The sequence below is a fragment of the Micromonospora sp. WMMD998 genome, assembly GCF_029581235.1.
Lineage (GTDB): Bacteria > Actinomycetota > Actinomycetes > Mycobacteriales > Micromonosporaceae > Micromonospora.
Genome location: NZ_CP120740.1, coordinates 4,550,643 through 4,566,882 on the forward strand (window position 1 = coordinate 4,550,643; position 16,240 = coordinate 4,566,882).

At 71.4% G+C, this 16,240-nt stretch carries 9 protein-coding genes; 3 read left to right on the forward strand and 6 right to left on the reverse strand.

Translation table 11 applies throughout. The features are described from left to right. Positions 1-987 precede the first annotated feature (987 nt). Positions 988-2,604 carry a cellulose-binding domain-containing protein gene (locus O7619_RS20840; RefSeq protein WP_282282883.1) on the reverse strand — a complete coding sequence of 539 codons (1,617 nt, stop codon included), beginning with the start codon at positions 2,602-2,604 and terminating at the stop codon, positions 988-990. Between the two features lie 347 nt (positions 2,605-2,951). Here O7619_RS20840 and O7619_RS20845 point away from each other — a divergent pair, with 347 nt between their 5' ends. Beyond that, a complete protein-coding gene (locus O7619_RS20845) occupies positions 2,952-3,785 on the forward strand; it encodes a hypothetical protein (RefSeq protein WP_282282884.1) in 834 nt (277 codons plus the stop codon). 88 nt (positions 3,786-3,873) lie between these two features. Here O7619_RS20845 and O7619_RS20850 read toward each other — a convergent pair whose 3' ends face one another. Both O7619_RS20850 and O7619_RS20855 read right to left on the reverse strand, forming a co-directional pair. Further along, positions 3,874-4,536 (reverse strand): response regulator transcription factor, encoded by a 663-nt coding sequence (locus O7619_RS20850; protein ID WP_282282885.1) that lies wholly within the window; start codon positions 4,534-4,536, stop codon positions 3,874-3,876. Further along, positions 4,524-5,750, reverse strand: coding sequence for a sensor histidine kinase (locus O7619_RS20855; RefSeq protein ID WP_282282886.1), 1,227 nt, complete (start codon positions 5,748-5,750; stop codon positions 4,524-4,526). Before O7619_RS20855 ends, O7619_RS20850 begins: the two co-directional genes overlap by 13 nt. 246 nt (positions 5,751-5,996) lie before the next feature. On the opposite strand from O7619_RS20855, the gene O7619_RS20860 reads away from it, so the two are divergent. Together O7619_RS20860 and O7619_RS20865 are read left to right on the forward strand one after the other, a co-directional pair. Further along, positions 5,997-7,472, forward strand: a complete 1,476-nt coding sequence (locus O7619_RS20860) for an arabinofuranosidase catalytic domain-containing protein (RefSeq protein ID WP_282282887.1) — start codon at positions 5,997-5,999, stop codon at positions 7,470-7,472. Positions 7,473-7,560: 88 nt separating this feature from the next. Continuing rightward, positions 7,561-10,317: a beta-L-arabinofuranosidase domain-containing protein gene (locus O7619_RS20865; RefSeq protein WP_282282889.1), complete on the forward strand. Its 2,757-nt coding sequence runs from the start codon at positions 7,561-7,563 to the stop codon at positions 10,315-10,317. A gap of 848 nt (positions 10,318-11,165) precedes the next feature. Here O7619_RS20865 and O7619_RS20870 read toward each other — a convergent pair. The 3 genes from O7619_RS20870 to araA form a co-directional block, all read right to left on the reverse strand. Next, positions 11,166-12,155 carry a LacI family DNA-binding transcriptional regulator gene (locus O7619_RS20870; RefSeq protein ID WP_282282891.1) on the reverse strand — a complete coding sequence of 330 codons (990 nt, stop codon included), beginning with the start codon at positions 12,153-12,155 and terminating at the stop codon, positions 11,166-11,168. Between the two features lie 260 nt (positions 12,156-12,415). After that, positions 12,416-14,482 (reverse strand): RICIN domain-containing protein, encoded by a 2,067-nt coding sequence (locus tag O7619_RS20875; protein WP_282282892.1) that lies wholly within the window; start codon positions 14,480-14,482, stop codon positions 12,416-12,418. 234 nt (positions 14,483-14,716) lie between these two features. Then, entirely contained in the window at positions 14,717-16,219 is a 1,503-nt protein-coding gene (gene araA / locus O7619_RS20880; RefSeq protein ID WP_282282893.1) for an L-arabinose isomerase, read from the reverse strand. Between the last annotated feature and the right edge of the window lie 21 nt (positions 16,220-16,240).

A 16,240-nucleotide genomic window follows, 5' to 3' on the forward strand; every position in this document is an offset into this window, starting at 1 on the left:
CGCGCGGACGCTCGTCCTACCCGGCCGAGGGCGGAACCCGACCCCCGCCCGCCCCACTCCTTGCCAGCGCCGCCTTTCGCCGGCCCGGCCCTCGCCGGCCCACCCCTCGCCCGTCCGCGCCAAGCCGCACATCACGGAAGGTGACGTGCACAGAGAGTGGTGCCCCACCGGAGCACCCCCCGAATTAGGCACGAACCAAGGCCCCATAAAGGACAATTACCCTCGCCACCAGCCTCCGCCGTCCTCCCCTCCCGCAGCCTTTGCTCTGCACCCACGGACGCATCACTAACCGAGGGTGTTCGCTGCGCTTGTGGCTGCAGAGCAAAGGCGACGGAGGAGGAGCCAACGTCCGGAGGGACGGTTACGCAGAGTCACAGCCACGGGAGGCTGGCGCTCCGGCGACCCACGCGGCCCATTCACTCGCTCGGCCGAACGTGACCGGTGCCGGCCGGGGGGCCAGTGCCGCGAGCCGCTCCGGAAACCACGGCACGGCGCCATGCTCGACCCTCCCCCGCCCGACCCCGCCACCCCTCGCCGCCGTCCCGCCGTCCCCACGTCCCGCCCCGCCATCGCGCCGCGCCGTCGCACCGTCCCGCCGTCGTTACGCCGCGCCGTCGTGCGGAGGAAGGGGCGGTTCGTACCAGGACTCGGGGCCACTGGATTACCTGACCGGCAACAGACCCACCTTGCACCCATTTGGCCCGTCTTGATACCCGCAGTGCCCGGGAGACGTCGGTACGCCGGACACCAGTTCGGTGAGGTGGCGGTATCCGACCACCGGCGATGCCACCACTCCACCGAACTGGTGTCGATCACCGGCCAAACGATCACCGCCCGCCCCTGCGCGACGTCCCGAAGAGACCCGGCGACTTGGACAGTTTCCGTCAGCGGGAACGGAAACTGTCCAAGATCGCGGTCCGCGGGCGTCGCCCGTCGAACGGACGGGACGGGACGACGGCGGGACGGGGTGACACCGGAGCGAAAGGGCTAGAGAGAGACCACCCGGCCGCCCAACGTCACGACCAGGCGCCCGTCCGAGGCGAACGACCAGCCGAGCGCGCCCGACCACCCGGAGCAGCGGGAGCCGTTCGAGCCGGACCAGAACTGGTTCGAGCCGTCCACGTTGCCGACCGTCTTGTCGTTCGAGCCGCTGCCACTGCGGCAGGACGTGTTGCCCCGGAAGACCGAGGTGCCGGCGTCGAACGAGAAGTTGCGCTCGCCGTTGTCGATGCTCAGGTTGTTGGAGATCGTCATCGAGCCCGGGTTGCGGTTGTAGGTGAAGCCGTGCTTGCCGTTGCGGTACGCGATGGTGCGCCGCACGGTGTGGTTGACCGCGATGTCCTCGCCGCCGAGCTTGAAGCCGTTGCGGTCACCGTTGGTGTTCTGGGTGCCGTTGCTGAGCGTGCCGTTGTTGTAGGACAGCGAATCCTCGATGGTCACCGGCCCGATCGCGCCGGTGTCGGTCTTGGTGTAGAGGTCCCAGCCGTCGTCGATGTTGTTGTGCGAGACCGCGTACCGGAACGTGTTGCCGCTGCCGACGGTGAGCTTGGCGGCGAACCCGTCGGCGTCCTCGCCGTCGGAGTCGGCGTTGTCGTGCGACTCGACGCTGATCATCAGGTTGTTGGCGGGCCACTGGTCGCGCGGGGTGCTGGAGGAGATCCGGGACAGTTGCAGGCCGGTGTCGCGGTTGAACCGGGTCACCGTACGCTCGATGATGTTGTTGCTGCCGCCGACGGCGATGCCGTTGTCACCGGCGCGTTCCACCACGATCCCCCGCACGTGCCAGTAGGACCCGTTCAGCGCGAGGCCACGGTTGGCCGAGTCCTCGTTCATCGCGGAGAAGTTGAGGATCGGCGTCTCGCCCGGGTAGGCGTACAGATTCTTGCGGGCGCTCGCGGTGCCGTTGTTGCCGGCGGCGATGGTGACGGTCTGGGCCAGGCTGTAGGTGCCGCCGCGCAGATAGATGGTGCCGCCCGCGCCGACCCGGGTGATCGCCGCGGCGATCGTGGTGGGGCTGGCCTGGGTGCCGGGCGCGCTCGCGCTGCCGTTCGGCGCGGCATACACCGCTCCGCTCGTCGGCGGCGGGGGCGTCGGCGGCGGGGTCGTCGGGGGCGGGGTGGTCGGCGGCGGGGTGGTCGGCCCCGGCGGCGGGGTGCTGGTCCCCCCGGGGTCGGTGGGGATCGCTCCGCCGCAGGTGACGCCGTTGACCGCGAACGACGTCGGCTTCGGGTTGCTGACGCTGTTCCAGGTCCCGTTGAAACCGAACGACGTGGTCGCGTTGGTGCCGAGGCTGCCGTTGTAGCTGACGTTGGCGGCCTGGACCGACGCGCCGGTCTGGGTGATGTCGGCGCTCCACGCCTGGCTGACGGTCTGTCCGGCGCCGAAGGACCAGGTGACGGTCCAGCCGTTCAGCGGGTCGCCGAGGTTGGTGAGGTTGACGTTGGCGGTGAAGCCGCCGGACCACTGCGCGGCCACCGTGTAGTCGACCCGGCAGCCGGGCGCCGCCTGGGCGGCGGTCGCGCCGAGGGCCAGGCCGGAGGCGACGAGCGTCGCCACGGCGGCGGTGGAGGTCCACAACGCCGTACGGCGCTGTCGGTTGATCATGAGGTTCTCCTGCGGGTGGTGATGCGGTGCCAAGCCGACGCCGACACCGATGCCCTGTCGGTGTCGGCGGCTGGCCTTCCAGCCCCGGACGCCAGCCCCTCGCGCGCCTCCCGCACAGAAAGCGTTTTCAGCGCAGACTACTGACGTACCTCGATGCGGTCAATCGGACCACCGGACGGTGAACGATCCCGCCGCCGCGCCCGTACCCATGCCCGACAGGGACATCGTCCGGAACCGCGATGCCGGAGCGGGCACGAGCACGATTCCTGCGTCTCACTTCGCACCGCGGGGTGGCGGAGCGGCACGCACGCCGCGCCGACCCTCCAGGTCAACCAAAGGAGAGGTGCATGGCCAGGGGTACGCGCAACAACGCGGTCCTGAAACTCGGTGGGGTGGGCGCCCTCGCGGCGCTCCTGCTCGCCGGCGGGCTCCAACTGGCGTCCGCCGACGAGAACGGCGGGTCGGCCGCGCCGGCCGCCGCGCAGACCGTGAACTGCCCGACGGTACGCGACAAGCTGCCCGCGGTGCCCGCGGCGGCGAACGCCGAGGTGGAACGGGAACTGGCCAACCTGGACCAGGAGATCGCCCGGCAGAACGAGCGGCTGGCACGGCTCGCGGTGAAGCCGGAGGGCGGACCGAACTTCGTCAACAACGCCATCCTCGGCCCGCTGAAGAGCAAGCGTACCGCCGCGCTCGACCGGATCGAGATCGCGTTCAACCGGATCGGCGCGCAGCGCCCGAACCTGGACGCGCTGGCGACCTGCGGACTCAATGCCGCCGGCGTGCCGAGCGCCGTCAACGGCGGTGCCGCCCAGAACGGCGGTGCCGCCCAGAACGGCAACACCGGCCAGAACGGCGGCGCGCAGAACGGCGCGGCGGCCCTCGGTGTGGCCCGGACCGTCAACTGCCCCCGCGTACAGCTTCCCGCCGTCCCCGCGGCGGCGGCCGGTCAGGTGCAGGCCGAGCTGGCCGCCCTGGACAAGCAGATCGCCGAGGCGAACGCCCGGCTGGCCCGGCTCGCGGTGAAGCCGGAGGGCGGACCGGCCTTCATCGACAACGCCATCCTCGGGCCGCTGAAGGACAAGCGTGGCGCCGCGCTCGACCGGATCGAGATCGCGTTCAACCGGATCGGCGCGCAGCGCCCGAACCTGGACGCGCTGGCCCCCTGCGGCCTGAACTGAGGTGTAAGGAGAGCCCACCGCCTCGTCGACGTCGCTGATGTCGATCCGGGCGCAGCCGATGCGCGCCACGGCCGGCGCGTCGCCGCACTCAGGCGCCGCGCCGGCCGTCGTTCAGGTAGCGCAGCACGGCGGTGACCCGGCGGTCGGCCCGGTCGTCCGGCGGCAGGTGCAGCTTGGCGAAGATGTTGCGGATGTGCTTGTGCACCGCGCCCTCGGTGACGAACAGCCGCTCGGCGATCGCGGTGTTGCCGAGCCCCTCCGCCATCAGCGCCAGCACCTCCTGCTCGCGCGGTGAGAGCTGGGCCAGCGCGCCGTCGTCCCGGCGGTTGCGGGCGAGCAGTTGCCCGACCACCTCGGGGTCGATCACGCTGCCGCCGTCCGCCACCCGGTGCAGCGCGCCGAGGAACTCCTCGACCCGCCCGACCCGTTCCTTGAGCAGGTAGCCGAGCCCGGTGGCGCCGACCGAGAACAGCTCGGTGGCGAACGCCTGCTCGACGTACGCGGACAGGACCAGCACGGCGAGGCTGGGCCGGCGCCGACGGGCCTCGACCGCGGCGACGATGCCCTCGTCGGTGTGGGTGGGCGGCATCCGCACGTCGACGATCGCCACGTCGGGCCCGTGGGCGTCGACCGCGGCCAGGAACTCGTCCGGGTGGTCGGCGGTGGCGACCACGTCCAGGTCCTCGGCCCGCAGCAGCAGCGCCAGCCCCTCGCGCAGCAGCGCGTCGTCCTCGGCGATCACGATCCGCATGGCAGCTCCACGTGCATCCTCGTCGGCCCTCCGGTGGGGCTGGTCAGTGTCATCCGGCCGTCGTACGCCTCGACCCGCCGCCGGATGCCGGTCAGGCCGGACCCGCGGGTCTCGTCCGCGTCGCCGTGGCCGTCGTCGGAGACGGTCACCAGCAGCCGGTCCCGCTCACGGCGCACCGCGACGTCGACCGCGCTCGCGCCGCTGTGCCGGACCACGTTCGTGAGCGCCTCGGCCACCACGAAGTAGGCGGTCGCCTCGACCGCGGCGGCGCAGCGCACGGAGACGTCCACGGTGAGCCGGCACGGCACCGTCGATCCGCCGGCCAGGCCGGCGAGCGCGCCGGCGAGCCCCCGGTCGTCGAGCACCGGCGGCAGGATGCCGCGCACCACCGTACGCAGTTCGCCGAGCGCCTGCTCGGCGGCGTGCTGCGCCCGTTCGAGGATCTCGTCGGCCCGGGTCGGGTCCCGCCGCAGGGCCCGCCGCGCGGCGCCGAGCAGCACGTTCACCGCGACCAGCCGGTTCTGGGTGCCGTCGTGCAGCGACCGTTCGATGCGGCGCAACTCCACCGCGTGCGCGTCCAGGGCGGCGGCCCGGGTGGCGGTGAGTTGGGCGACCCGCATCGACAGGTCGACCCCCGGTGGCGGGGCGAGCAGCCACCGGCCCGGCCACGCCTGGGCGCGCGCCAGCGCCGGGCCGACCGCGACGCCGACGACCAGCCAGGCCAGGCCGAGCAGCCCGACCGTCAGGGCGTCGGGCAGCCCGTCGATCCGCCACCAGACGATCCCCGGCGCGCCGTCCTCGGGTCGCAGCAGCCGGAACCACAGCGGGAAGGTGATGTCCTGCACGGCGGTGAGCGGGAGCGCGAGGCCCACGATCCCGGCGCCGAAGCCGAGGGGCGCGTGCAGCGCGATCCAGCCGAGTTCCCGCCGCACGACCGGGTCGCGCAGCGCCGTGCGCAGGTCGGTCGGCGCCGGTCCGGGCGTGGGGAGCGGCCCGCCCCAGCGGGACAGCCGGGCGCGTTCCCGGTCGGCCACCGAACGCACCCCGCGCAGCGCGCCGGGCGCGAGCAGCAGCCCGACGCCGACCAGGCCGGCGGCGGCCACCGTGATCGCCCACAGCAGCGCGCCCCACGCCAGCACCGCGGTGCCCAACCCGCCGACGAGATGCTCCAGCGCGTCCACCGCGGCGCGGACCCGCTTCCGCACGTACCCCACGTCGGCCCACCCCCGGCGTCACGATAGGTCACGGTGGTCGTCGCCGGCAGCGCCGGCGGCGGAAAGTACAGCCTGCTGTACCGGCGGCAGCTCGTGAGAGCGCTAACATCGTTGCTTTTGGATCTTCCGTCACACCCGGCGTCACGTCCATCCGGTGGCCAACGTGTTGACAGTCGCCTATATGAACGCCACGCTAAGGGCAATTGTTAGCGTTAACTCGGTCGTCATCTCCGCGAAGGAGGATCGATGGGCCCCACCACCCCCCGCCACCGCCTGGCCGTCGCCCTCGCACCCCTTGCCCTGTTCGTCGCGGTCACCGCGGCGGTGCTCGCCCCCACCGCCACGGCGCGGGCCGCCGGGACCGGCCCCTGCGACATCTACGCCTCCGGCGGCACCCCCTGCGTCGCCGCGCACAGCACCACCCGCGCGCTCTACGGCGCCTACTCCGGACCGCTCTACCAACTGCGACGCGCGTCCGACAACGCCACCCGCGACGTCGCCCCGCTCGCCGCCGGCGACGTCGCCAACGCCGCCACCCAGGACTCCTTCTGCGCCAACACGAGCTGCCTGATCAGCGTCATCTACGACCAGTCCGGCCGCGGCAACCACCTCACCCAGGCCCCGCCCGGCGGGTTCTCCGGCCCGGCCGCCGGTGGCTACGACAACCTCGCCGACGCCACACTCGCCCCGGTCACGCTCGGCGGACGCAAGGCGTACGGCGTCTTCGTGGCACCCGGCACCGGCTACCGCAACAACAACACCAACGGCATCGCCAAGGGTGACCAACCCGAAGGCATGTACGCCATCTTCGACGGCACCCACTACAACGGCGGCTGCTGCTTCGACTACGGCAACGCCGAGACCAACAGCCGCGACAACGGCAACGGCACCATGGAGGCCATCTACTTCGGCAACATCAAGGTCTGGGGGTACGGCACCGGCAACGGCCCCTGGATCATGGCCGACCTGGAGAACGGCCTCTTCTCCGGCGTCAACCCCGGCTATAACGCCAACGACCCGTCGATCAGCCACCGGTTCCTGACCGCGATCGTCAAGGGCGAACCCAACCACTGGGCGATCCGCGGCGGCAACGCCCAGTCCGGCGGCCTGTCCACCTTCTACGACGGCAAGCGCCCCAACGCCTCCGGCTACAACCCGATGAAGAAGGAAGGCGCGATCATCCTCGGCATCGGCGGCGACAACAGCATCGGCGCAGCCGGCACCTTCTACGAAGGCGTGATGACCTCCGGCTACCCGTCGAGCGCCACCGAGGACGCGGTCCAGGCCAACATCACCGCCGCCGGTTACGCGGCGAGCACCGGCGGCAGCCGGCAGAACGTCGAGATCGTGGGCGGCCAGTCCGGGCGCTGCGTCGACGTGCCGAACGGCACCACCACCAACGGCACCCAGACGCAGCTCTACGACTGCTGGGGCGGCACCATGCAGCGCTGGACCTACACGTCGGCCCGGCAACTCCAGGTGTTCGGCAACAAGTGCCTCGACGCCAACGGCCAGGGCACCAGCAACGGCACCACCGTGATCATCTGGGACTGCCACGGCCAGGCCAACCAGCAGTGGAACGTCAACAGCAACGGCACCATCACCGGCCAGCAGTCCGGTCTGTGTCTCGACGCCAACGGCGCCGCCACCGCGAACGGCACCAAGCTGATCCTCTGGGCCTGCAACGGCGGCGCCAACCAGCAGTGGAGCCTGCGCAACTGAGCCACCGGCCGGGCGGAGCACCTCCGCCCGGCCCGCGCCGCCGGCCCGTACCCCCGCCACCTGCCCGTTCCGTCACGAAAGGCCCCTCATGCCCGCTCCTTCGATGAACCGCCGGATGCTTCTGCGCGCGACCGGCGCCACCGCTGTCGCGACCGCGGCCGGCGCCGCCGTCGGTTCCCTCGCCGGCGGCGGCCCGGCCAGCGCCGCCCTGGCCCCGGCCCGTCCGGACCTCGGCGTCTCCGCCTACACGTTCGACCCCGTCCAGGTACGACTGACCGCCAGCCGCTGGTTGGACAATCAGAACCGGACGCTGAACTACCTCCGGTTCGTCGACGTCAACCGGCTGCTCTACAACTTCCGCGCCAACCACCGGCTCTCCACCGCCGGCGCCGCCAGCAACGGCGGCTGGGACGCGCCGAACTTCCCGTTCCGCACCCACATGCAGGGCCACTTCCTGACCGCCTGGGCGCAGGCCTGGGCGGTGGCCGGCGACACCACCTGCCGGGACAAGGCGGTCACCATGGTCGCCGAGCTGGCGAGGTGCCAGGCCAACAACGGCGCGGCCGGCTTCAGCACCGGCTACCTGTCCGGCTTCCCCGAGTCCGACTTCAGCGCGCTCGAAGCCCGGACGCTCAACAACGGCAACGTGCCCTACTACTGCATCCACAAGACGCTCGCCGGCCTGCTCGACGTGTGGCGTCTGATCGGCAGCACGCAGGCCCGTGACGTGCTGCTGGCGCTCGCCGGCTGGGTCGACTGGCGCACCGGCCGGCTCAGCTCGTCCCAGATGCAGGCCATGCTGGGCACCGAGTTCGGCGGCATGAACGCGGTGCTCACCGACATCTACCAGCAGACCGGCGACGCCCGTTGGCTGACCACCGCCCAGCGCTTCGACCACGCGGCCGTGTTCAACCCGCTCGCGGCCAACCAGGATCAGCTCAACGGGCTGCACGCCAACACCCAGGTGCCCAAGTGGATCGGCGCGGCCCGGGAGTACAAGGCCACCGGCACCACCCGCTACCGCGACATCGCCACCAACGCCTGGAACATCACCGTCGGCGCACACACGTACGCCATCGGCGGCAACAGCCAGGCCGAGCACTTCCGCGCCCCCAACGCCATCGCCGGCTACCTGAGCAACGACACCTGCGAGGCGTGCAACACCTACAACATGCTCAAGCTGACCCGGGAACTGTGGCAGCTCGACCCCGACCGCGTCGCGTACGTCGACTTCTACGAGCGGGCGCTGCTCAACCAGATGATCGGCCAGCAGAACCCGGCCGACAGCCACGGCCACATCACCTACTTCACCCCGCTCAAACCGGGCGGGCGGCGTGGCGTCGGCCCGGCCTGGGGCGGCGGCACGTGGAGCACCGACTACAACTCCTTCTGGTGCTGCCAGGGCACCGGGCTGGAAACCAACACCAACCTGGCCGACGGCATCTACTACCACAACGGCACCACGCTGACCGTGAACCTGTTCCTGCCGTCGGTGCTCACCTGGAGCGAGCGCGGCATCACGGTCACCCAGAGCACCTCGTACCCGGTCTCGGACACCACGACGCTCACCGTCACCGGCTCGGCGGGCGGGTCCTGGACGATGCGGATCCGGATCCCGTCGTGGACCACCGGGGCGACGGTGAGCGTCAACGGCACGGCGCAGGACATCGCCACCACGCCGGGCAGCTACGCCGTGATGACCCGCGACTGGGCCTCCGGCGACGTGGTGACCGTACGGCTGCCGATGCGGGTGACCACGGTCGCCGCCAACGACGACGCGGCCGTCCAGGCGGTCATGTACGGGCCGGTGGTGCTCTCCGGCAACTACGGCAACACCACGTTGAGCGCGCTGCCGACGCTGGACACCGGCTCGGTCACGCGGACCGGCGGCGACTCGCTGGCGTTCACCGCCCGGGCCAACGGCGCCACCGTCAACCTCGGGCCCTTCTACGACGCGCACGGGTTCAACTACACGGTCTACTGGCGGGCCGGCACGAGCAGCGGCGGTGGCGGCGAGGCGAGCTTCCGGCTGGCGAACGCCGCCAGCGGTCTCGTGCTCGGCATCCAGAACATGTCCACCGCCGACGGCGGGCTCGCCCTCCAGTGGGGCGACACCGGCACCGCCGACCACGACTGGCAGCTCGTGGTCGACGGGTCGGCGCTGAAGCTGCGCAACGTCAACAGCGGCAAGGTGCTCGGCGTGGAGAACATGTCCGCCGCCGACAACGCGCGGATCCTCCAGTGGGCCGACAACGGCACCGCCGACCACCTCTGGACCGTGGTCGACGTCGGCGACGGCACCCACAAGCTGCGCAACTCGCACACCGGCAAGCTGCTCGGCATCTCCGGCGGCTCCACCGCGCAGGGCGCGATGGCCGTGCAGGACCCGGACAACGGCAGCCCGGACAACCAGTGGCGCTTCCTGCCGAACGGGGCCCGCCGGTTGCAGAACCTCGGCAGCGGGCTGGTGCTCGGCGTGCAGAACATGTCCACCGCCGACGGCGGACTCGTCATCCAGTGGGGCGACACCGGCACCGCCGACCACCTCTGGACCGCACTCGTGGACACCGGCGGCTACCTGCGGCTGCGCGCCTCGCACAGCGGCAAGGTGCTCGGCGTCGAGGGCGCCTCCACGGCCGCCGGCGCCCGGATCGTGCAGTGGGCCGACAACGGCACCACCGACCACCGGTGGCGGCTGCGCCACGGCGGCAACGGCTACTTCCGGATCCAGTGCGCCAACGGCGGCCGGGTCCTCGGTCTCAGCGGCGGCTCCGGCAGCCAGGGGGCGCAGGCCGTGCTCGCCGACGACACCGGCGCCGCGCACCAGCGCTGGCGGTTCCTCTGAGATCCCGGGTACGCGGGTCCGGCCGTCGCGGCCGACCCGCGTACCCCCGGAGACGCCGTCGTCGCCGGGCCGGGCGACCCGGCGACGACGGCTCCGCCCCACCGTCGACGGCTCGGGCTCGGGCTGATCGACAAACAGACCCACATTGCGCCTCCTTGTCCCCCTTCACACCCACGGTCCCCGGGAGACGCCGAGTGACATCGGTGCCCCGGTGGCCGGACGGTCCTGTGGCCGGACACCAGTTCGGTGAAGTGGCGGCATCCGACCACCGGCGATGCCACCACTCCACCGAACTGGTGTCGATCATTAGCCAAACGATCACCGCCCGCCCTTCCGCGCACGAGACCCGACCACCGTGCAGCTAGTTGCCCGTTTCACGCCTGCGCGGCATCTCGAAGAGACCGGGAGATCTTGGAACGAAACGGCCCCCAGAGGGGCACTTTGCTACCAAGATCTCTGTCGATCCCAAGATGCGAACGGCTCATCCCTGGAAGTGGACACAGCGCGTTGGGTTCGACGTCCGCGCGCTCTTCATCGGTTGAGGTGATGCGACGCGGTGGGCGCCGGACGGCCGGGAGGAGCACCGGCCGGGAGCAGCGTGGAGCCGAACAACGAAGGTGGGAGCTGACGATGCGGGCCGCCGAACGAGGGCTCAGCCTGCCGTGACGGGCACCCCACTACGGCTCGGCGCTTGCACGCGGCGGGCACCGGCGACGGCTCGGCACCGCATGGTGGGCGCCCGGCGACGGCCCAGCGCCACACCGCGGACGCACACGCGACGGCTCAGCGCCACATCGCGGACGCACACGTAACGGCCCAGCGCCGCACGGCGGGCGCGCGGTGACGGCTCAGCGCTGGGGCGGCGGGCCGACGCTGCGCCGGGGCACAAGCGTCGGGGCGACGGTCCGCCGCAGCGGCCCCACGCTTGTCGACTCGATCTGCGCCAACAGCAGGCCGAGACTGGCCCGGGCCACGGCCGCGAAGTCGGGTCGCACGGTGGTCAGCGGCGGGATGAAGTAGGCCGCTTCGGGCACGTCGTCGAACCCGACCACGCTGAGGTCGTCGGGCACCCGCCGGCCGTGCTCGTGCAACGCGCGCAGCACCCCGAGCGCCAGGTGGTCGTTGGCGGTGAAGACCGCGGTGACCTCCGGCATCCGGGCCAGCATCTGCCCACAGCGGTAGCCCGCCGCCGCGGACCAGTCCGCCGGGACCAGCGGGGGCACCTCGGCGCCAGCGAGCCGCAACGCCTCACGCCAACCCTCGATCCGGCCGGCGCTGTCGAACCAGTCCGACGGGCCGGACACGTGCCACACCGTGCGGTGCCCGGCGTCGAGGAGGTGCTGGGTGGCGGCTCGCGCGCCGGCGACCTGGTCGACCGTCACCAGCGGGATCGGCCGGCGCGGGTCGCCGTCGACGGTCACCAGCGGTACGTCGTGGGGCAACCGTTCGAGCGCCTCGCCGGCTGACTCGACCGGCGCGATCACCACGATGCCGGCCACCCGGTGCGCGAGGTGGCGTTCCACCGCCTCGGAGATGGATCGGTGGTCGAGGTTGCTGACGCTGACGATGCTGACCGCGAAGCCGGCTTCGGCGGCGGCCTGTTCCAGCGCGGCCAGCAGTGAGGCCGGGCCGTAGAGCGTGGTGTTCTGCGCGACCACGCCGATCACCTGGGACCGGCCGGTCACAAGCGTCCGGGCCGCACGGTTGGGCCGGTAGCCGAGTTCGGTGATGGCCGCCTGCACCCGCAGGCGGGTCTGCTCACGCACGTTCGGGTGCCCGTTGAGAACCCGGGAGACCGTCTGGTGCGAGACACCGGCGAGGCGAGCCACATCAGTCATCGCAGGACCGCGCACGGCCACCTCACTTTCGCACATGCCCGCGTGGCCGAGACGGGTCGCCGTCGACCGGGTCGACCCGGGTGGCGACAGTCTACGCCAGAGATCGCGCCGGTCACGGTGCGATCGATCACCATTCGAGTGGCGGCATCGGAATGTCGGGGAATTGACGGCCGAACCCGGGGCGGGGCAATTCCGATAACGTCGGAACCCCCACCCCGGGCAATTCCCGGCGACTCAACGGCGGATAGCGGTGGCCCGGGTCACGGCGTCGTGAGCGAGAACTGCCGCACCGTCACCGCGCCGCCCAGCGCCTGGGTCGCGTAGTTGAACATGCCGAACCGGTATCCCATGAAGAACTGCCATGCGTTGTTGAGCGTCAGCGCGTTGCCCAGCGGCACGAACGTCACCCCGTCGGTGCTGTAGGAGAACGTCGCCTGCCGGCCGGAACCGGGCCTGATGTCGGCCTTGGCCCGCAGCCATATCCGCCCGCCGGAGACCGGGGCGCTGGCGATCTCCGACCCGGTGGAGGTGGTGTTCCAGGCGCCGCTGGCCATGGTCAGGCCGTTGGTCATGACCACCCGGGTGGCGCCGTTGTCCCGCCGGACGCCGATCCACGCCGAACTGTCGCGCAGCATGGCGAGCCCGGACCGGTCGCCGTCCCGCATGGCGGAGTAGTCCAGCTCGACCGTCGCGGTCGAGGTCGGGCCCTGAATCCGGTGCGTCACCGTGTTGCGGGCCTGGTAGAGGTCATTGGTCACGCTGGCGGTCTGTAGGCGGAGGCCGTTGTTCACCGACCACCGGCTGTTGTCCGGGTTGTGGTTCCACTCGTACTGCACGCCGAGTGTCGTGCCGGAGAACGTGTCGGTGCCGGTGAGCGGCTTGACCGGATGCAGCGGCAGCGGGTTGGGGTAGCTCGCCCCCCACGCCCCGTTCACGGTCTGCACCTGTGGCCAACCGTCGGCGGTCCAGGTGATCGGCGCCAGCGTCGGCATCCGGCCGCCCGGGTAGGCGTCGGTGAAGGCCATGTAGTACCAGGAGCCGTTCTGCGTCTGCACCAGCCCGCCCTGGTGCGGCACGCCGCCGCCGGAGATGGGACCGGGCAGGTTGAGCAGCACCTGCCGCTGCTCGTACGGGCCGAACGGGCCGTTGGTGGACTTGAGCACGTACTGGCCGTTCGCCGGCCGGGTCAGCCAGATGTAGTAGGCGCCGTTGCGCTTGTAGAAGCGTGCGCCCTCCAGCGTGCCGATGCTCGACGGGGTCTGGTAGACCTGCTGGGCCCGCACCTGGGTACGGCCGTCGGCGGAGAGCTGCGCGACGCTGATCGTGCCGTTGCCGTACGCGACGTACATGGTGTCGTTGTCGTCGATCAGCATGCCGGCGTCGTAGTAGCAGTTCGGGATGGTGGTGAGCTTGCTCCACGCGCCGTCGACCGCGCCGGCGGTGTAGATGTGGGTCTGGGCGAAGTCGATGCACCCGGCCCAGTAGTAGGTGCGGTTGCTGGGCCGGTAGTTCAACGTCGAGGCCCAGATGCCGTCCACGTACGCCTGGCTGCCGGGAGGCAGGTCGTATTTCGTGCCGAAGTCCAGCCGGGGCACCGAGTGCCCGGCGAACTCCCAGTTCACCAGGTCCCACGAGCGCAGGATCGGAGCGCCGGGCGAGTAGTGCATGGTCGAGGCGGACATGTAGTAGACGTCGCCGACGCGGATGATGTCGACGTCGGCGAAGTCCTGCCAGACCGCCGGGTTGGTGAAGGTGCCGCCGGGCGGCGGGTCGGTCGGGGTGCCGCCGCCGTCGACGCGGACGAGCTGCCACTGCTGGTTCGCGCCGTTCCAGTCGTCGTACTGGACGATGTTGCCGCCGTCGGCGGTCGAGGCGTTCTGCACCTCCATCACCTTGTTGGAGTTGCGGTTGATCAGCCGGACGTAGCCGCCGTCCGAGTCCGCCAGCCGGAACTGCTGGTTGGTCCCGCCGTGGTCGCTCCACTGCACCACGGCCGTGCCGTTGGCGGTGGACGCGCCGGTCACGTCCAGCACCTTGCCGGAGTGCCGCGAGCGCACCCGGTAGTAGCCGCCGCCGGAGTCCACGAACTGCCACTGCTGCCAGGCCCCGTTGTTGCGCGTCCACTGGGTGATCCGCGCCCCGTCGTTCGTGGCCTGGTTGTAGAGGTCCAACGCCTTGCCGCTGTTGCGGTTCACCAGCACGTAGTACGCGGTGGTGTCCACGGTCGCCGCCGAGGCCGGCCCGGGGGCCACCCCCACCAGCACCCCGCCGACCACCATCGCCACCAACCCCGCCAGGAGCCGGGACAGCCGACCTGTCGCCACCATGACCCTCCTCATGTGATCGTTAACAGCGGCCCCTGCCCGAGGGGGGAACCAGATGCACGCCAACTGCGGCGCATGCTGAGCGCGGAACGGCCTGCGGAAGGTGCCGGCGATCCCAATGCATCGACTGTGAGCGATAACATGCCGTTCGTCAAGCCGTAACATCCCGGACACGAGCGGGTGGCGTGCGCCGACGCGAACGTCGGCACACGCCACCCGTGGCGGTGGTCCCGGCGGTCAGAAGCCGCGGGCGAGCCGGTAGTACGCCTGGTTCCAGCGCAACTCGTCGGCGAACCGGTGCGGCTCGGTGTCGCCGTCGATGACCGCCAGCTCCGTCCGCGCCATCTCGGCCAGGTCGCGCAACTCCTCCACGCCCACCGCCTGGGAGAGCACGGTGTGGTGCGGCGCGCCCGCGGTGATCCACGCCTCCGCCGAGCCGGCCAGGTGGGGGCGGGGCCGCCAGACCGCCCGGGCCACCGGGAGCCGGCGCAGCGGCTGCGGCGGCGGCACCACGTCGACCACGTTGGCCACGAGCCGGAACCGCTCCCCCATGTCGGCCATGCCGAGCACGACGGCCGGTCCGGGCGCCGCGTCGAAGACCAGCCGGACCGGGTCCTCCCGGCCGCCGATGCTCAACGGGTGGATCTCCGCGGTCGGCACGTCGGCGGCGATGCTCGGGCAGACCTCGAGCATGTGCGCGCCGAGGACCACCTCCTGCCCGAACGTCAGGTCGTAGGTGTAGTCCTCCATGAAGGACGTGCCGCCCTCGACGCCGACCGCCATCGCCTTCAGCGTCCGCACCAGGACCGAGGTCTTCCAGTCCCCCTCGCCGCCGAACCCGTACCCGTCGGCCATCAGTCGCTGCACCGCGATGCCGGGGAGCTGGCGCAGGCCGCCGAGGTCCTCGAAGTTGGTGGTGAACGCCCGGAAGCCACCGGCGTCCAGGAACGAGCGCAGGCCGATCTCCTGGCGTGCGGCGTACCGCAGGGAGTCGTGCCGGTCCCCGCCCGGCCGCAGCGCGGCGTCCAGCCGGTAGGCGTCGTCGTACTCCTTGACCAGGTCGTCCACCTGTGCGTCGCCGACCTGGTCGACGGCCGCGACCAGGTCGTTCACGCCGTAGGTGTTGACCGAGACGCCGAACCGCAGCTCCGCCTCGACCTTGTCCCCCTCGGTCACCGCGACGTCGCGCATGTTGTCGCCGAAGCGGGCCAGCCGCAGCGTCCGCACCGACGACCAGCCGATGGCCGCGCGGGCCCAGGCCCCGATCCGACCCACCACCCGCGGGTCGGTGACGTGCCCGGCGACGGTCTTGCGGGCCACCCCCAGGCGGGTCTGGATGTACCCGAACTCCCGGTCGCCGTGTGCGGCCTGGTTGAGGTTCATGAAGTCCATGTCGATGGTGTCCCACGGCAGCGCCACGTTCGCCTGGGTGTGCAGGTGCAGCAGCGGCGTCTGCAGCGCGTCCAACCCGGAGATCCACATCTTGGCCGGTGAGAACGTGTGCATCCAGGCGATCACCCCGACCGCGCCCTGCACCGCGGCGTCCCGACAGGCCGCGAGGATGTCCGTGCTGGTGGTCAGGACCGGCTTCCAGACCACGCGGACGGGGATGTCCGGCGACTCGTCCAACCGGGCGGCGATCTGCCGGGACTGGTCGGCGACCTGCCGGAGCGTGTCCTCGCCGTAGAGGCCCTGGCTCCCGGTGAGGAACCAGACCTCGGGCTGGGGGTGAGTTGCCATGTTGTTGCCTTCCGCGCTAGT